The organism is Edaphobacter bradus, from assembly GCF_025685645.1.
Classification (GTDB): Bacteria; Acidobacteriota; Terriglobia; order Terriglobales; family Acidobacteriaceae; genus Edaphobacter; species Edaphobacter bradus.
The window spans coordinates 488,930-506,226 of sequence record NZ_JAGSYF010000003.1 but is presented as its reverse complement, the minus strand read 5'-3'; the positions used below and the strand labels follow the sequence as shown (position 1 = coordinate 506,226).

Genomic DNA, 17,297 nt, shown 5'->3' with positions numbered 1-17,297 from the left:
ATTCGAAGTCTCAAAGGGAACCCCGGAGAGAGCGCAGTTCGCCTTTTGTGAATACCGAACAACGTCCCGTCTCAGTAGTAGATAGAAGGACACTGCAAGCACACTGGGTTGGAATGTGCCACCTTGTCCTCCCTTCATTTACTCGCCTCTGTTTTCCAAGAGGATAGCCTTGTTGCCGAAATAGCTGATCAGGTAGAACGATACCCCGAGCGAGATGACATCCTTGTAGAGAAACAGGCCCAAAAAACTCATGTACCTTATGCCGTGAACCGAAATCGTCGAGCCGGGTGTAGTGATTACCATAGTGCTGGTGATAAAGAACATCACTATGGTAATGAGGCCACCTATGACGCCGGCTTTAGGCTTGAAATAGCCTGCGATATAAAACAGGGCTCCGGCCCACTCAGTGAGTCCGATGATATCGGAGCCGATATAGGGACCGAACAATTTGAAGTGCCACCAGATCAGCGGACTGTTGGAAACCAGAGGAACGATACCTTCGGCGCCGGGAGCGGTCATCTTATAGGACCCGGCCCAAAGAAGCATAACAATCATGCCAATGCTGGTTACAAGGAAAGGGACATTATGATCGTTGATCCATGCCGCCAATCTGGTCAGGCTACTTTTAGCTGATTTGGAAGGCCCAGCCGAAGAAACCTGAGAAAGCGTGGCGGCAACGTGGCTGTCGATGTTGGGTGCGGTTCCGGGAGCGATACGGGACATACTCTTCTCCAATCCGGGCAGCGCTTCTGCACTGCGCAGGAAACTTCTTTGGAGATAATATGAGACAGATTGTCACATAAAATCTCATTGAAATACCTTATAGTCTCAAATGGATCGACTCCCACCCTTCTTCGAAAGGTTTTCCCTCACGGCTCGGCGGTCCTATTCGGGACGACTGTGCGGAATCTCCGGCGATCATGAGTCTGAACAGGCCGGTCATCTTCATGTGTTCAAGAAAGGAACACTGAAGATCATTCGTCCAAATGCCCGGGTTCCCGAGCAGACGCAGTCCAAGTTTCGCTCGAATGACCCACCGAGGGCGAGGGCGTTCATTTTTGTGACCGCCTCGCCTCGATGCTCTGCCACGACGCGCCATTGACGTGCGTTCTTATGTGCCGTAGTCAGGAGTTTGATTCGGATCCAGAAATTCCGCGATAGTCTCGAGCAGGTGCTGGATAGGTCTACCTTTGTCGATGCAGCGCGCAAATAGAACGCGATCTTCACATGAAAGGGCATCGACGGCTCCAGTGAGCAGCACTACGGGAAATCGTGCTCCCAAGGCCCGCATGCGCAGAAGTAGATCCCGGCCACTTAATCCAGGCATCTGGAAATCTAAAACCGCGAGATCAAACAGGGAAAGGTCGCACTGGAGGACTGCCAATGGGTAATGATAGAGAGCTACTGAGTAACCGTGTTCTTCAAGAATTTGTCCGCGAATTCTGGTGCCTGCAATCTCGTCGTCTACGCACAGAATCCGATGTTTGCGACTTTGTGCGGGTGACGTGCTCATAGGCACATCTTTGAGGTCGGCCAGGTTGGAATCGAATAGAGTGTTCGACAGGTCTACACTGCGTTTCATTTGTCGGCGTTTCATTTTCTACTCACAATGCATTTTGTTTTTGGGACCGATACCGTCCGGACCTATTGGTCCCTCCTTTCTTAGCCATCTCTCGCGCCGAACAGCGGGCGTCTTAGGGCTTCAAGAGTGACTCCTCAAAACGCACGGGAATGGCAAAAATTTGACACCTCGAAGTCACGTACCGTCGCAAAGTTGATTCCTATGACTTGATGATCACCATCGATGCGCGAACGAGATGGTTGTCAAGGTCTCCCTTGAAGAGCCGCATTTTCGCAAGGAAATTGATAAGCCAGTTCATGGTTCTATCCTTTCGTTCCTGAATACGAGTGTTTTCAATTTCCCTTTTGCCAGTGACTCTGCTTTAGAGATTGACCTGAACGACAGGGAAGTCGATCTCCGGGTCGGCAAGGCGATTGGCATAGTTGGTCAAAGTATTCAGCGCGATGTTGGCAACGATTTCCAACATGAGGCTGTCATCGATCCCAGCTTTCCGAGCGATCGCGAGATCCTGGTCTGAAACAAGGCCACCGTCACGAACGATGTCTTTCGCGAAAGATGTCAAAGCGCGCTCGAAGAAATCGTCGCTATTTCCGGTGCGCGCTTTGCGGGCCTCCGCCGTGCTGAGATCAAGGCTCGCCTTCACCTGCAAAAGAAAAAGTGCGGCAGCAACTTTGGAGTCGACGTTTGTGGAACCAACGGGAGCAATGCGGGGCATATTCTTCTCCAATCTCTGGCGGCGCTTCTGCACCACACAGGAGACATTCTGAAAATGAGACGATACGCATTGCTGACCTAGAGTACCGTTGGTATATCTTCTAGTCTCGTCATGGATCCACTAGCGCCATTCTTTGAAAGATTCTCTCTCTCGGCCCAGATGTTTTATTCGGGACGACTGTGCGGAATCACCGGCGATCATGAATCTGAACGGGCCGGCCATCTCCATGTGCTATAGCTCTAACGCGAGTCTTTACACAACGTGTAGGAATGTCTCCATCTGAATGGCTCGCTCGTAGCCTTGGGACACAGGAAGTAACCAATATCTGACTAACCTGCTTGTGCGGCTTCAGTGTCCCTTTTCTGAGCACATGAAGATAGCCGGCCTGTTCGTCTTGATTTCCAGTTCTCCCGCACAGTCTTCCCGAAAAAACATCCGGGCTGACAGGGAGAATCTTTCGAAAGAGGGACCCAGAGGATCCATTTGAGACTATAAGGTATCTAAACGAGACTTTCAGTTGCAATGCGTCTCATCCTATCTTCCAGAATGGTTTTCGTGTGGTGCAGAAAAGCCGCCGGAAAGATTGGAGAAGATCATGGCCCGAATTGCCCCCGCAGCTCCCTCAAACCTCGATAACAAAGTTGCTGCCACCCTGTCCCAGGTGAAAGCGAGCCTCGGCAAAGTCCCAAATACTTTTGCCACGCTGGCAAATGCTCCCGTCGCTCTGGATGGATACCTGTCGCTGTCAAAGGCGCTTTCGCGTGGTCGCCTCTCAGGCCATCAACGCGAAATCCTCGCCCTGGCTATCGCTCAGGAAAACGAGTGCCAGTACTGCCTTTCCGCCCATACAGCATCAGCGAAGGCTGGCGGTCTCAGCGCGGCAGATGTCGTCAAAGCGCGCGAGGGAAACAACGATGATCCCCGATGATCCCTTTGACCGCGCTTTGGTATCTTTCGCTAAAAATATCATTCGTAGTCGTGGACTCGCTTCAGGTCAGGACCTGGACCTGGTGCGGAAGGCTGGGATCGATGACGGCCTCATGTTGGAAATCGTTGCCAATGTCGCACTGAATACATTGACCAACTACGCCAATCGCCTCGCCGATCCGGAGATCGACTTCCCGGTCGTCGAGGTCGAGACCGAAGCAGCTTCCCTGGCAACAAGAAATTGAAAGCATTGCATGCAGAAGCGAAAGGATAAACTCATGAACTGGCTCATCAATGCTCTTGCGAAAGCACGTCTCCTTAAAGGAGATCTCGACTACCATGTCATCCGCGCGTCGATGGTGCTCATCTACTTCTTCTTCGGATACCAGAAGTGGTTTGATTATGAGGCGCAGGGTCTGATCCCATTCTTCACTCACGGGCCACTCATCTTCTGGATGTACCCGGTCTTCGGTATCAAAGGCTCCTCGTACTTCCTGGGTGTTTCGGAATGGCTGTTTGGGGCGCTCTTGTTCGCAGGCTTCTGGAAGAAGAAACTCGGAGTCCTGGGCGCTCTCGGCTCGATGGTCACCTTCATCACGACAGTCACCATCATCCCCTTCATGCCGGACGGCTGGGCGCCATCCGCAGGCGGATTCCCGGCAATGGTCGGAAACGTCGCTTTCTTGATGAAGGATGTGGTTCTACTGGCGGTATCGATCTACCTGCTGAAGCAGGATCTTGCCGGAGCCGCGCTTGATGCTGAAGTTGCCAAAATCACGCTTGATGCCAAGATTGCGTGAAGAGAAATAGGAAAAGTCCGGGTGGACCGTGGCTCGGCGCCGAGCACATCGGCGTCGGCCACGTTGCTGTAACCCGAAATTCTGTTCGGCTGCACCGAGAACGGATATTAGCTATGAACGACCAAACTGGGAAATTGTTAGTAGTGGACTTTGACGACGCTCTGAGAGCAACTCTCGTCTCTATGTTGAAAGACTCTGGATACGAGGTTTCAACTGACTATCGCGAGGGAATCAAAGCTGTTCTCGCTTTGGGAGCGGCTCCGCCTTAGCGAGGAGAGTCAGAGCACGCTTGTTTAGAGGAACATCTCATGCAGGAAAACCGCGAACTGATGAAGCTCAACGAACATTTGACTGACGCCGAGATCACGTGGGCGATTCGGTACCTGGATCCAGATTTATGTGCTGAAAGAACCGGAGAAGACGCCGGCACGCTTGTCGGGATTTGCATCACCTTGGTCATCGGATTAACAGGCGCAATAACGTGCATCTGCCTTTATATGCGGAGCCTTTGAACGCGCAAAGGATGCCAGAGAGCCGCCAAGTCGATTCTCAGAGGATGAAGTTGGAGAACCTTTTCAATCGACTTTGCCATTCCGTGCGTTTTGGGGAGTCACTATTGAAGCCCTGAGACGTGTAACCAAACGCGCTTCCCATACCTCTCATCGTCGGAAGCGCCTTACCCAAACCAAAATGGAGTCACCCACATGTTTGATATGAAAAATCTCACTCGGCTGAAGAAGCTCGATGAGAATGCACCTGAAACGATGAAAGCCTTTTGGGCTTTTGACAAAGAGGCGTTCAAAGACGGTGCCATTGATGTCTTGCACAAGCAGTTGATGGCTGTGGCAGTTGCGCTGACTACGCAGTGCCCATACTGCATTGAGTTGCATGTAAGAGCAGCCCGTCAAGCCGGCGCAAATGACGCGATGCTGACGGAAGCAGCGATAGTCGCGGCCGCGATGCGCGCAGGCGCGTCGATCACGCACGCGACGCACTTGTTCAAAGAGTAACGAGAGTAAATGTCGCGAAGCAACCGTTGTTGGTGCCCCATGTCTCAACGAGACATGGGGCTCAAGCTCGATGTCTGGGTGGCTGTTTGAGGCCGTTGATACCTGCCGGCTTCTGGAACAAGAAACAAAACGCCAGGTGGCGTAGAGATTTGGACCGCGAACGACGACTCTGCCGAGCATTCCGCAAATGAGAAGGGGCATGAGACATCTAATTTCATGCGACAGACACTTATGAAAAATACGCTTGCAATCCCGAAGACGTTTCTTGGCGTCGGCTATACGAAAGACCGGGCCGGACTTCCACTGGAGGCGGTGCGTGTGCCTGTCCCGCAGCCGGGGACCGGCCAGGTTCTAATCCGCGTCGCCGCCTCGTCGCTCAACCCGCTGGAATATAAGCTCGCCGACCTTAACTTCTTTGGGCGGACACCCCCCGTTGTCCTCGGCCTCGACCTGTCCGGCATCGTCGTGGCCATAGGCAGCGCCGTGCGCGGCATAGCCGTTGGAGACAGCGTAGTGGCGATGGCTGATCTAAATGGCGATGGCGGCTGGGTCGCCGGCAGTGGGGGCGAAGGGGGCTATGCGCTCGCCAGGGAGTTCCTGACCGTCCCCAAGCCGGAATCCCTGAGCTTTCTCCTTGGGGCAGCTCTGCCGATGTGCTTCCTTTCGGCCTTCGCGAGCCTCCGTGGCACTGTCCAAGCCGGCGACACGGTCTACGTCCCAGGCGGCGGGGGCGGCGTCGGGCATCTCGCAGTGCAGATGGCCGCGCGTGTCCTGCGGGCAGGACTCGTGATCAGCAGCGGCAGCACGCCGCAATCGATCGCGCTTGCCCGGCAGTCTGGCGCGCATCACGTTTTTGACTATAAGCGCGACGATATCGCCGCCGAAATTGCGCGGTTGACCGGCGGCCGGGGAGCCGACGTCGTCTTCGATGCCACTTACAGCGAGGCGGGCTTCGTTGAGACGGCGAAGACAGTACGCCGGGGCGGTAGCTGGGTCGTGCTTGGCGTTGGCCCCGGAAAAACGACCCGCCTGGTCGAAACCGAAAGCCCGGTCGACTCCATCTTGGCCGAGCGCGGCGCCAAGCATATCAACGTCAACATACTGCGCTACTTCTCCGAACCCGCTATCTTGGACGACGAGGCGAAAGCCTTCCTCCACCGCGGCATGACTCTGGCGATGGAGTGGGCAGTACAAGGGCTGGTGGTGCCGCATATCGGCGGAACTATCGACAGCACCGTCGAGGCCATCAATGCCGGGCTACAGTCGCTCAAGTCGGGTCGTAGCACGCTGGGCAAGGTGGCGGTTATTGTGGATCGAGATCTCGAGGCGGGGAGTTGACGAGGGACCGCTTCGTCCATTCGATCGGCTGTGGAGGACCACCAATCCATAGACATCTGCTTCTGGTTTATGAACGCGACGCCGCCCTTCTTGAGCGCTTGCTGGAACGCTTGAATGAAGATCAGCGATTATATCTTGAATCCATGATGAAGACGGTGGGTAAACACGCCGAGACCTTAGGGGCGTTGCCCGAACCGTTCGAGTGAGTCGCGTTTCAAGCCAAGATCCCGCATAGGGGGAGACCATCGGTTGGCTTCGAACCGTCCGCCGTCGCCTATGGGCAGAGGTCTGCAAGGCAGAGGACGCGGGTGCGATCGTCACGCTGCGCTGGATCGATTGTTCGAATATCTCTTTGTGCTTCTCATACGATCCGCAATGAATGCACGCCTGATTGACAGCGGCATTTTGATGGGACTCGGCGATGCGCGTCTGAGCAGGGCGGTCGAGGCGATGCATCAACACCCTGAAACCTCCTGGTCGCTGGAGCATCTGGCTCAACTTGCGGGTATGTCTCGCGCGCGCTTCGCGGTCTATTTTCGGCAAGTTGTCGGCATGACGCCATTTGATTACCTGACAAACTGGCGACTGGGGGTTGCGCAAACCATGTTGCGGCGAGGGAGCTCGCTGAAACTTATCGCGAGTGGTGTAGGTATGCCAATGCCACGGCCCTCACGCGAGTCTTCACGCAACGCCTCGGACTTTCTCCCTCTGAATGGCTCGCTCACAGTCAGATCCACACAAGTTGAGCCGATGCCTCGCTAGGCAGAGATTTCAGCTCGCTGTAACCAAGGCGGCGCTGCGCCTCTACGTGAGGACGCGGACGAATGAGCTCAAGGGAAGGAAGATCCGCGCGAATATCATCAGCCCTAGCCTGATCGAAACGCCGATCATTGAAGCACAGTTCCCGGACAAGGCAGCTGCGGACCAAATCCGTGGGTACTTTGCTTCCATCCCGCCGCTTGGCCGTGTAGGCCGTCCGGAAGAGATCGCCTCGATCGCGCTATTCCTCGCGTCAGACGAGAGCAGCTATATCACAGGTATTGACCTTCCGGTCGATGGCGGAATCGTCGTCGTCTAACCCGCCTTTCCAAGGCTTGTGACAGTCTCAACCGAATAGGGCAACCTATTCCCAACGGAAATGGCTCGGGATGCTGCGCCCATGATAGATGTTTGATAACATCTATCATGGGCGTCTCTCTATTGGGCACCCCTTGGAGCAAACAATGAGGAAGTCTCGCCAAGAAGCAGCGGAGACCCGCGAGCGGATCGTCAAGGTCGCCGCTCGCGAGTTCAATGAAAGCGGAATCCAGAGCACTGGCCTGACCGAGATTATGGCTGCCGCGGGTCTCACCCATGGCGGCTTCTATAAGCATTTCTCATCGAAGGACCAGCTTGTCGCTGAAGCTGTCGAGGCCGCTCTTGAACGTATCGCGGATTCGATGCAGAGTCCAAAAGCCAATCGCTCCCTAGAAGAAACAGTTGGAGTGTACCTGTCGAAGAAACACCGCGACAATTCCGAAGAAGCGTGTCCGCTGGCATCTGTGGGCTCCGAGTTGCGTCACGCCGATCAAGATACTCGCCAGATAGCCTCGAAGGGCGTCGAGCAAATCATCACGATCATCGCGTCCCATCTTCCTGAACTCCCCCCGAAGGAAGCGAAGGCTCGCGCTCATGGGATCGCAGCCGCGATGATTGGCGGCATGATGCTGTCTCGCATCGTGACCGATCCGAAGCTCTCCGACAGTCTTCTGCGTGACACCAAAGCCTTCGTTCTGAAGCATTAAAGACAAGAGCGTTCGATGCGGTGACTTTCAAAGAGTTCATACAAGCTACTTCACAGACCGGGAGAGCTGTGGCTATTACGAGAATAGATTTTTCTCAACGAGCGCATCGTTCTGACGATGCGCTCGTTGGGAACCGCAAATGCGGAAACTCAGCACCTGTGAAGTGAAGCCGAATGTCTCACTTCTTTGTTAGAACCGCGGACAAGAGCCCAAGACGCCTCTCGCGCAGGTTGCGAGCTAGGTTGCCGATCATTTCCTGGAAATCGGTACCCATCACAAAGCCGAGGCTCGGTCCGGTCGGCGGCGCACCGGCCATCGCCTCCTTAAACCAGTTGAGAGCGATTTGGGTGTCGTCGCGCCAGAGGATTGTCTTGAACCCAACTTGTTCAAGTGTCGTGCGTGTGTCGAGTTCGCTAAGCAGGAAACTGGTCGAGGCATCGCGCGCCCAGGGGACGGGATAAAGGACACCGCCCTCGCGCAGAACCAGATCGTAAGTTGCAAATCGTCCGCCAGAGGTAAGGATGCGGCACACCTCGCTATAGAGGGCGGAACGGTGCTCAATGTTCATCGCCACGTGCTGTAGGAACACTACATCGAAATTCCCGTCGGCGAAGGGCAGATCTAAAGCATTGCCTACCTGGAACGTAAGGCGGTCTGACATTCCGGTGCGCGCCGTCAGGTAGTTGGCTGCGTCGATAAAGGCAGGGCTCAGGTCAACACCCGTAACCTTACAGCCGAAAGTGGCGGCGAGATAGCGCGCGGGGCCGCCGATGCCACAACCAAGATCCAACACGCGGGTTGCGGGCTCAATGCCAGCCGCCTTGGCAAGGTCGGCCGTGGCGAGGATACCGCGAGTGTGGAACTGGTCGAGTGGAGCGAGTTGAGCGATGGTCACTGTCTGATCCTCGGGCGCGAAGCTCGCGAGGGCCGACTTAATGCGGTCGGTGAGGCCAGTGCCACTGTAATGCTCCTGTACTTTGGTGGTCGTATCGGTCATGAGGGTTCTCCAGAAAGGATGGCTGATTGCGTTGATTGCCTTACGAGGCAGCCGCATCACCGGCGACCGCGCGACTCCACTTGGGCTAAGGACATTTCATGGTTCGTACTATGCTGGACCGGAATCTACATTTGTCCTCGAGACTCTTATCCGTTATTAGATGATAATAAGCCTCCAAATGGGTTTTTTCTCCTGGGCCCGCCTGAACCATTTAGAGTGTGGACGACATCTAAAATGGAGCGCATCGCGAATCGAAGCGCAAAAGGAGGAGTATGTCGAAGATGTTTTTGGTAACGGGATCGACTGGATCGACGGGAAGCAAAACCGTGAAATTCCTGCTCGATACAGGAGTTCGCGTGCGAGCATTCGTTCACAACGAGGATGAGCGTTCGGCGGCTTTGGCCGCCCAGGGTGCCGAAATTGTGAGGGGCGATCTGCTGGATTTCGAAGCCGTCCGCTCTGCACTTGAAGGAGCTCAGGGCGCGTATTTTGTTTACCCCATCAGGCCCGGCATCCTGCAGGCATCGGCCTATTTCGCTCAGGCAGCGAAGGAGGCTGGCATCGAGATCGTGGTGAACATGTCCCAGATTTCGGCGCGCCGGGAGGCCAAGAGTCACGCTGCCCAGAATCACTGGATTTCGGAACAGGTCTTTAACTGGTCCGGCGTGCCCACGACGCATCTTCGTCCAACCCTATTCGCGGAATGGGCTCTCTACTGGATCGATCAAATCAAGACGGGAACCTTACGGTTGCCCTTCGGGACCGGAAAGCATGCGCCGATCGCGGCGGAGGATCAGGCCCGGGTGATAGCGAAAATCCTGCTCACCCCGCAAGAGCACAAGGGACAAGTGTACCGGCTCTATGGAGAGAAAGAGTACAGCTTTGCCGAAATTGCTGCCGAGATCGGAAAGGTCATCGGCAGACCCCTGGGCTATGAACAAGTGGATGCCTGGACGCTAAAGAAGTTGACTGCCAACATCCCTCGTCGAAATTACCAAGGCCGAGAACAAGTTGTTACCGATACACTCTGGCAGCACTTCGAGGAGATTGCGAAAGACCACCAGAATGGAGTATTTGCTGGAACAAACGATCTGGTTAAAAAGATCGGAGGACAACGACCAATCGGGCTGCCTGAATACCTTGAGGCGCACCGAAGCGCGTTTCTGTCTTAAATTCGCAAACAAAGGGAGCCGACTTTTGTCGGCTCCCTAGTGTGCCATTTAGATTTTCACTGTGGTGGCCGCGCTAGTACGGCGCTGCTACGCATTACACCGTGACGCCGATAGTAACGATGAACCGGGTAGTTCCCGTGAATTCATAGATCAGACCGGAAGTATGCGTCAGCATATCTAGGATGGTTATCTGTCGCTCAGCGGCGCGCGAGATGGTTTCGTCATCATCGCCCGAGACGCAGACATTTGAGTGCGGGAAAGACGGTAAGTAATCTCCAACTACGCCATTGAGTTTGAGGTTAGCTTTGTCAACCAGCATCATGATGGCGACGAGCCGCTGGGAATCTGCAAAACGGCATGGTCAACCGGTGAGACGAACGTGTTATCCAGTTCTGGATATCGCCGTTGGCCAAACCCGAAGAGCGGAAGAATTGCGTCGTTCACCGCAGTCAGATGGCCCCAAATGTAGACAATTCGGTTTCGAGCCGGCGCGACCTCCAATTCCAGCTCTTCGCTTTTCAAAGAGCTGAAGAATTTGCTGGCTCGATCCATGTTGGATCGCCAACTGCGGAGGGCGGCATCGAGGAAAGCTTGTTCCGGAGTCATTGATCATCGTCCTTCATTGTGGGACGGAGCGACGATCGGCCGCCGCTCCGGAGATCTGGCTCAGACCTGCGCAAAACCGCCGTCCACGAATAACTCTGTTCCCGTGACGAAGCTGCTATCGTGGGACGCGAGGAAGACCACGGCTTTTGCGATTTCGTCGGGTGTTCCAATGCGGCCGAGAGGAACAGCGGCGTGAATGGCTTTGCGGCGCTCTTCCCCGACCTGCCCGGACGCCAGGAGCTTATCCAGGCCGGGCGTATCAATGGGGCCGGGGCTTACCACATTGACCCGAATGCGGCGGCTCTTGAGATCGGTGGTCCAGGTTCGTGCAAAGGAGCGAAGAGCGGCTTTTGTCGCGCTGTAGACGCTGTTGGAGGACATCCCCTTGCTGCCGACGATCGATCCGTTCAGGATGACCGAAGCGCCGTCGGGCAACAGCGGCAGGGCTTTCTGCACAGTGAAGAGCACGCCTTTTACATTGATATTGAAGTGGAATTCGTAGTGCTCTTCGGTGATCTGGCCGAAGGGGGAGTACTGCGCGACACCGGCGTTTGCGAAGATAATATCGAGCCGGGCTTTGTCGCGCTTGATTTGTGCAAAGAGGCGATCAAGGTCGGAGAGATTCGATACGTCTCCCTGGATGGCGGTGACGTTTTTGCCAATTTCCTTCACGGCGGCGTCCAGCTCGGCCTGTCTCCGTCCTGTGATGAAAACGTAGGCTCCTTCATTGACAAATTGTTTTGCTGTCGCCAACCCGATCCCGCTATTGGCGCCCGTAACGAGTGCTGTCTTTCCGTCTAATTTCCCCATGGACTGCTCCTTTTATTTCTTTAGAAAGCTACGAGCCATACTGCGACTCAGGCACCAGAGTTTCGCTCTACCGTGCTCTGTCCGGAGCGGCTTAGTTCGCTGCAGGAAGGGCGGCTTCAGGATCGAAGTTGAGGTAGATGCCCGGCTCGTCGGATAGGCCGGCCTTCACCTGTCGGGTCATGTCATCGACGAGCACCTCATCGCGGCCGGCTTCGAGTGCGTTTAGTACCTGCCGAACTACATCGACAGGCGTCACCTTCGGAAGAGTCAGCCCACTAGCCATGTCCGTGTCCACAGGACCGGCATGTACACCCAGCACCTGTGTTCCCTGCTCACGCAAGCCAGTCCGCAGCCAATTTGTCAGAGCCCAGGCGGCTGTTTTGGAGGCACTGTACGTTCCGGCCGAGGGAACGGCTACCCAACTCAGGATAGAGAGAACGTTGACGATGGCTCCTCCACTGTTCTTCGCCAGGGCCGGAGCAAACGCACGACTGAGGTAGAGCGGCCCAAAATAGTTGGTCTCCATTTCTGACCGTGCAGCTTCGACGGAACCGGGTGCTAAAAAGCCTGTCCAAAGTGCAATCCCTGCGTTGTTGATGAGCCGGTTCACGTCCCCACTCGCCCTCGCGGCAGAAGCAACGGCTTCGGGATTCGTTACGTCCAGACGCACCCGCTCGACCCCGCTGAGTGGAATGCTTTCTGGGTTTCGTGCTGCGGCATAGACTTTTCGTGCCCCGGCGGCGAGCAGCTCTTGTGCAAATACCAGACCAATTCCCCGGTTTGCGCCTGTTACGAATGCGACTGAATCGCGAATCTTCATTGGCAGGCTCCTTCTCCTGATTTAGCATGATGCCAATCATGCTCGAACATGATATACATAATGCTGATGGCGCACATACGGATTCACAAATTTCGAAAATATTGTGGTGCATATCGGTACGTGCTGCCTGGCATTGATCTCGTTGATCAAGGAACGGAGAAGCACATGGGGTACTCAGCAGCAGAAACCGCCAAAAAACATGAGCGGATTCTCGATGAGTCGATTCGGCTATTTCGAGAATGGGGGTTTTCAGGAGTCAGTGTCAGCGAAGTGATGAGCGCGGCCGGCCTGACCCATGGTCCCTTTTACAATCATTTTGCCTCGAAAGAATCTCTCATGTCCGAAGCTCTCACACGTGAGATGGAGCGAGCCACGGGCGACTTGGATAAGTTGCCTCCGACTCAGCAAGGTAAAGCTCGATACGTGGACGACTACTTGAGCAAAAAGCACATGACCGATTCGGGTGGAGGATGTGCCGTTGCCGCTCTGGCTTCTGAGGTTCGCCAGGAACAGCATGTGCAAGGTGCCTTTACGGACAAGCTAAGAGATTTCATTCAAAAAATCGCGATCCGCTTCCCCTGGCGCTCTCGTCGCTCCGCGCGCGGCGATGCGATCCATATGTTTGCGTCTATGGTGGGGGCTCTTATCCTTGCCCGGGCTGTGAATGATAACGAGTTTGCTCAGGAGATTCTTACTGAGACACGGAAACGCATTGTGTGATCCATGCAGGAGCGCGGCAGGCTACAGATATCCCATCCTCCACCTATTGCTTTGATCAGCAGCACACTTGCTTCGAGTCGCCTTCTCATGAGATCGATACGGTCCCCACTGGGCACACTTCATAGACAACAGGGGAAAGCAGAGACTTCATGGAAATAGCTTAGTTTCAGCGAGTTGCGACAGAAATACCGTGAATTCAGAAACATGCCGGACCACGGAGGCTAGTCTTCGAATCCCTCCGCCCCGACCATTCTTCCGATTGAGTCCTTTTGAAGATCATGTCAAAGGGCTTTCTGTATGTAGGCGTTAGACTTACGGCGCCTACAGAGCAGTTCGAAAATAGCATTTTCAGCAATTTGGCCTTTTCGGTCGAATCTTGCGAAACATACAGTGTTATTCGCGAGTTCGAAGATTCTTTGAGCGTCGAGAGCCCGGCTGCCAGTGTCATGGGGTAGACGATTACAAGTTTTCGTCGAAGTGCTTACGCGTGGTTATCCGTTCCGCGCCTCCGATCGCTACAGGCGCGATTGCCGATCTTGGATCAGGATGCATCCGCTGATCAGCGCCACCCAGAGCGGAAAGACAATGACGATCCAATTCACGCTTCCCACGCCCAGTAAGAGGATTACCGCTAGTGCATAGCCGAGAAACGCTATCCACCTCGGAAGAATCCGGGTCTGCGCAAAGATCGTGGAGGTCGAGATCATGAATACTCCGGACATCCTGATTGAGAATACGTTCATGATTCGATAGATCTCTGCACGGGCCAACGCATAGGTGCCAGATGTTATCAGGCTGCCCGAGTCGGTGGCGAGGAGTCCGATGAGTGCTTCAGCGATCGCCACCGCAATGAAGATCATTGCTACGTACAGCAACCCACTACCCAGGAAGACAGTGGCAAAAAAACGATCCTCCAATTCTCCCAGGTGGTCGCGTACAACAGCAATGAACCACAGGAATGAAATGCCAGCGAATGGCGTGAGGCTCAAAGCGATAGCGACAGCCTTCGAGTGTCGGACAACCTCCAGCGGCGATGCCAAGGGATCGGATGGAATTGAGAGCCGGATAAGCACCTGGCTGGTAATCAGCAACAGCGAGAAAATGATGCCAGCGATAGCTGCGGCACGTGGTGTCCTCAGACTCCGGCGGATTCGTGCGGCTTCTTCAGTAAATTGCCGCTCGCTCCGATTCTCCATGGCTCACACTTTCTGCCCTGCCACCTGCTGCCGGGTCAACTTAGCAGCAACCTCTCCTTTAGCGGCACTCAGCAAATCTTCCGCCTTTAGCCGCACGAATAGATCAAGCCCGCGCGCGACAAGGCCAGTCCAGCCTGTCTGATGGCTGGCCCCCAGCCCGGCGCCATTCTCGCCGTGGAAATATTCGTAGAAGAGGATGTAATCCTTCCAGTGAGGATCGTCCTGGAACTTCCTGGTTCCTCCGTAGACCGGGCGGTGTCCATTGGCATCGCGCAGAAACATGCTTGCGTTCCGGCGGGCGATTTCCTTCGCCACTTCAAACAGCGTCATGTAATTGCCCGAGCCAGTGGGACATTCAACTTTAAAGTCAGGTCCATAGAATGGATACATTTGCAGCAAGGCGCGAATGATCAGCCCGTTCACCGGCATCCAGATCGGTCCCCGCCAGTTGGAGTTGCCACCAAACATGCCGGTATTCGACTCTGCGGGGAGGTACTGAACCTTATATTCCTGTCCTTGCAGGTAAAACACGAAGGGATGCTCCAGGTGATATTTCGACAGCGAACGTATGCCGTACGGACTGAGAAACTCGTTCTCGTCGAGCATGTACCTCAGAACGCGCAATAGCTTTGGCCTATTGCAAGTCGTCAACAGCCTGCGCCCCATATATCCGCCTTTATCCAGGTCCTCGGCTGAAGCGATCTTTTGGATCACTTCCGGATGACGCTTACGGAACAACGAAATCATTTCAATAAAGCGTGGATGTTTTAGTAAAAGGCTTTCCCGGTCAACTACGGTCGACGCGCATAGGGGTAGCAGTCCGACCATCGAGCGAATTCTGAGGCGCATGGTGTCGCCGTTCGGGAAATGGAGCAGATCGTAGAAAAATCCGTCCCCTTCATCCCACATCTCGTCGTGGTGCGCGCCAACGCGGTCCATGGCATAGGCGATCCAGGCGAAATGCTCAAAGAAACGGTAGGCAATCTCCTCGTACATTGGGTCGTAGTCGCTTAGAATGAGCGCAATCTCAAGCATGCACTGACAGTAGAAAGCCATCCATGCGGTACCGTCGGCCTGATCCAGGTATCCGCCCGTCGGCAGTGGCGCGCTGCGATCGAAGACACCGATGTTGTCGAGTCCGAGGAAGCCGCCGGCAAAGACGTTGCGCCCCTGCGGATCCTTGCGGTTGACCCACCAGTTGAAGTTCAACATCAGTCCCTGGAAGGAGCGTTCCAAAAAGCGGATGTCGGCGCGGCCAAGTTCTGTCTCAATTCTGTAGAGGAATAAGGTGGCCCAGGCGTGCACTGGTGGGTTGACGTCGCCGAAGTTCCACTCGTATGCCGGGATCTGGCCGTTGGGATGGGCGTAGAGGTTTCTGAGCATGAGCAGGAGCTGCTCTTTGGCGAAGTCGAAGTCGACCAGCGAGAGGGCAATGGTGTGAAAGGCCAAGTCCCACGCGGCATACCAGGGGTACTCCCACTTGTCGGGCATGGAGATGACGTCGCTGTTGAGCATGTGGAACCAGTCAGCGTTGCGAGTGCTTCCCTTGCCGGAGCCAACCATAGGGTGCGAGTCGTGCTCGATGAGCCACCTATCGAGATCGAAGTAGTAGTACTGCTTGGACCACAGCATTCCGGCAAGGGCCTGGCGGTGGACGCGCCGTTCATCTTCGCTCAACTGCTTAGGAGTGATGCGCTCATAGAACTCATTCGCATCCGAGAGGCGGCTGTCGAATATCTTGTCAAACGTACCGAATGCGTCGCTCGCTGGCCTCGCGCTCAGCCGCAAACGCACAGCCTTGCTTCCTCCGGCCGGAACTTCAAGCACGTAATGGACAGCAGCTTTGGTTCCTGTCTTCGAAGGATTGACCGCATCCCGCGCCCCGGAGATTACGTATTGATGAAAGGCATCTTTGACGTAAGGCGAGGGATTGGGCTGTCCCCAAAGACGGCTGGCATTGGATTCGTTCTCGGTAAAGAGAAGCTCCCCCGCGCCCTCACATTGCAAGGTGTAATCGCCAAGCTGCAGGTGAGAAGCGCGTATCTTGTTCTCATCGATCTGACCCAAAACAGGCTTCGGTTTGCCAGCTGCCCAGGACCAGGTGTTGCGAAACCACAGGGTCGGAAGCACGTGAAGATGGGCTGCTTCTGGACCTCGATTGTGGACTGAGATCCGGACCAGCACGTCTTCCGAATCGGCCTTGGCATACTCCACAAAGACATCGAAGTATCGATTCTCATCGAAAATACCCGTATCGAGAAGTTCGTACTCCATCTCTTCGCGCGAGCGTCGCCGGTTGGTCTCCACCAGATTCCAATAGGGATATTCTCCCTGCGGGTACTTGTACAGGTACTTCATGTACGAGTGCGTAGGAGTACTGTCGATATAGAAATAGTATTCCTTGACGTCTTCACCGTGGTTGGACTCGCTGTTCGTCAGGCCAAACAAGCGTTCTTTCAGAATTGGGTCGCAACCGTTCCACAGCGTCAGCGCGAAGCATAGCTGTTGCTTGTCGTCCGAGATCCCGGCTAACCCATCTTCGCCCCAGCGGTAGGCACGCGATCGGGACTGATCGTGCGAGAAGTAGTCCCAGGCGTTTCCGTCGGCGCTGTAATCTTCGCGCACTGTGCCCCACTGTCGCTCACTGAGGTACGGTCCCCACTTCTTCCAGGGAATACCCTGTTCACGAGCGTCGTTCAGGCGTTTCTGCTCGGCGGTTTCGATGTAGTCAATTGGAGACTTGGGAGTTGATTCCATTGGTCCTCTCCTTTGTGCGCGCCACACTGGCTCGTATGATCCCTGGCCGACTTCCCAAGCCGC

Annotated in this window: 21 protein-coding genes; 12 read left to right on the top strand and 9 right to left on the bottom strand. The window is 55.0% G+C overall.

Annotation, left to right across the window (positions count from 1 at the left end; translation table 11 throughout):
- Positions 1-138 precede the first annotated feature (138 nt).
- From OHL16_RS14415 to OHL16_RS14405, 3 genes are all read right to left on the bottom strand, one after another.
- Entirely contained in the window at positions 139-723 is a 585-nt protein-coding gene (locus tag OHL16_RS14415) for a DUF417 family protein (protein ID WP_263367875.1), read from the bottom strand.
- Between the two features lie 388 nt (positions 724-1,111).
- Entirely contained in the window at positions 1,112-1,597 is a 486-nt protein-coding gene (locus OHL16_RS14410; RefSeq protein ID WP_263367874.1) for a response regulator, read from the bottom strand.
- 346 nt (positions 1,598-1,943) lie between these two features.
- Entirely contained in the window at positions 1,944-2,297 is a 354-nt protein-coding gene (locus tag OHL16_RS14405; protein ID WP_263367873.1) for a carboxymuconolactone decarboxylase family protein, read from the bottom strand.
- Positions 2,298-2,892: 595 nt separating this feature from the next.
- On the opposite strand from OHL16_RS14405, the gene OHL16_RS14400 reads away from it, so the two are divergent.
- From OHL16_RS14400 to OHL16_RS14355, 10 genes are all read left to right on the top strand, one after another.
- The gene (locus OHL16_RS14400) at positions 2,893-3,225 is read left to right on the top strand and encodes a carboxymuconolactone decarboxylase family protein (RefSeq protein WP_263367872.1); all 333 of its coding nucleotides are present in this window, start codon (positions 2,893-2,895) and stop codon (positions 3,223-3,225) included.
- Entirely contained in the window at positions 3,212-3,469 is a 258-nt protein-coding gene (locus tag OHL16_RS14395) for a carboxymuconolactone decarboxylase family protein (protein WP_263367871.1), read from the top strand. The genes OHL16_RS14400 and OHL16_RS14395 overlap by 14 nt, the downstream gene beginning before the upstream one ends.
- 33 nt (positions 3,470-3,502) lie before the next feature.
- Positions 3,503-4,024 carry a YkgB family protein gene (locus tag OHL16_RS14390; protein ID WP_263367870.1) on the top strand — a complete coding sequence of 174 codons (522 nt, stop codon included), beginning with the start codon at positions 3,503-3,505 and terminating at the stop codon, positions 4,022-4,024.
- A 308-nt stretch (positions 4,025-4,332) separates the two neighbouring features.
- Positions 4,333-4,536, top strand: a complete 204-nt coding sequence (locus tag OHL16_RS14385) for a hypothetical protein (protein WP_263367869.1) — start codon at positions 4,333-4,335, stop codon at positions 4,534-4,536.
- A gap of 192 nt (positions 4,537-4,728) precedes the next feature.
- Positions 4,729-5,034 (top strand): carboxymuconolactone decarboxylase family protein, encoded by a 306-nt coding sequence (locus OHL16_RS14380; RefSeq protein ID WP_263367868.1) that lies wholly within the window; start codon positions 4,729-4,731, stop codon positions 5,032-5,034.
- Between the two features lie 216 nt (positions 5,035-5,250).
- On the top strand, positions 5,251-6,372 hold the full coding sequence (locus OHL16_RS14375) for a quinone oxidoreductase family protein (protein WP_263367867.1): 1,122 nt from the start codon (positions 5,251-5,253) through the stop codon (positions 6,370-6,372).
- Positions 6,369-6,578 (top strand): hypothetical protein, encoded by a 210-nt coding sequence (locus OHL16_RS14370; protein ID WP_263367866.1) that lies wholly within the window; start codon positions 6,369-6,371, stop codon positions 6,576-6,578. The genes OHL16_RS14375 and OHL16_RS14370 overlap by 4 nt, the downstream gene beginning before the upstream one ends.
- Before the next feature lie 169 nt (positions 6,579-6,747).
- A complete protein-coding gene (locus OHL16_RS14365; RefSeq protein WP_263367865.1) occupies positions 6,748-7,134 on the top strand; it encodes a helix-turn-helix domain-containing protein in 387 nt (128 codons plus the stop codon).
- A complete protein-coding gene (locus OHL16_RS14360) occupies positions 7,115-7,450 on the top strand; it encodes an SDR family NAD(P)-dependent oxidoreductase (RefSeq protein ID WP_263367864.1) in 336 nt (111 codons plus the stop codon). The genes OHL16_RS14365 and OHL16_RS14360 overlap by 20 nt, the downstream gene beginning before the upstream one ends.
- An 88-nt stretch (positions 7,451-7,538) precedes the next feature.
- Positions 7,539-8,156 (top strand): TetR/AcrR family transcriptional regulator, encoded by a 618-nt coding sequence (locus tag OHL16_RS14355; RefSeq protein ID WP_263367862.1) that lies wholly within the window; start codon positions 7,539-7,541, stop codon positions 8,154-8,156.
- Between the two features lie 178 nt (positions 8,157-8,334).
- Here OHL16_RS14355 and OHL16_RS14350 read toward each other — a convergent pair whose 3' ends face one another.
- Positions 8,335-9,153, bottom strand: coding sequence for an SAM-dependent methyltransferase (locus tag OHL16_RS14350; RefSeq protein ID WP_263367861.1), 819 nt, complete (start codon positions 9,151-9,153; stop codon positions 8,335-8,337).
- Positions 9,154-9,425: 272 nt separating this feature from the next.
- Here OHL16_RS14350 and OHL16_RS14345 point away from each other — a divergent pair, with 272 nt between their 5' ends.
- Positions 9,426-10,325, top strand: coding sequence for an NmrA family NAD(P)-binding protein (locus OHL16_RS14345; protein ID WP_263367860.1), 900 nt, complete (start codon positions 9,426-9,428; stop codon positions 10,323-10,325).
- A 94-nt stretch (positions 10,326-10,419) separates the two neighbouring features.
- Here OHL16_RS14345 and OHL16_RS14340 read toward each other — a convergent pair whose 3' ends face one another.
- The 3 genes from OHL16_RS14340 to OHL16_RS14330 form a co-directional block, all read right to left on the bottom strand.
- On the bottom strand, positions 10,420-10,647 hold the full coding sequence (locus tag OHL16_RS14340; protein ID WP_263367859.1) for a serine hydrolase: 228 nt from the start codon (positions 10,645-10,647) through the stop codon (positions 10,420-10,422).
- Positions 10,648-10,991: 344 nt separating this feature from the next.
- Positions 10,992-11,741, bottom strand: a complete 750-nt coding sequence (locus OHL16_RS14335) for an SDR family oxidoreductase (protein WP_263367858.1) — start codon at positions 11,739-11,741, stop codon at positions 10,992-10,994.
- A 91-nt stretch (positions 11,742-11,832) separates the two neighbouring features.
- A complete protein-coding gene (locus OHL16_RS14330; RefSeq protein WP_263367857.1) occupies positions 11,833-12,561 on the bottom strand; it encodes an SDR family oxidoreductase in 729 nt (242 codons plus the stop codon).
- Positions 12,562-12,621: 60 nt separating this feature from the next.
- Between OHL16_RS14330 and OHL16_RS14325 the strand changes: the two genes are divergently transcribed.
- Positions 12,622-13,281 (top strand): TetR/AcrR family transcriptional regulator, encoded by a 660-nt coding sequence (locus OHL16_RS14325; RefSeq protein ID WP_263367856.1) that lies wholly within the window; start codon positions 12,622-12,624, stop codon positions 13,279-13,281.
- A 515-nt stretch (positions 13,282-13,796) separates the two neighbouring features.
- Here OHL16_RS14325 and OHL16_RS14320 read toward each other — a convergent pair.
- Together OHL16_RS14320 and OHL16_RS14315 are read right to left on the bottom strand one after the other, a co-directional pair.
- Positions 13,797-14,477, bottom strand: coding sequence for a hypothetical protein (locus tag OHL16_RS14320; protein ID WP_263367855.1), 681 nt, complete (start codon positions 14,475-14,477; stop codon positions 13,797-13,799).
- Positions 14,478-14,480: 3 nt separating this feature from the next.
- The gene (locus OHL16_RS14315) at positions 14,481-17,261 is read right to left on the bottom strand and encodes an MGH1-like glycoside hydrolase domain-containing protein (RefSeq protein ID WP_317891069.1); all 2,781 of its coding nucleotides are present in this window, start codon (positions 17,259-17,261) and stop codon (positions 14,481-14,483) included.
- Positions 17,262-17,297: the final 36 nt, after the last annotated feature.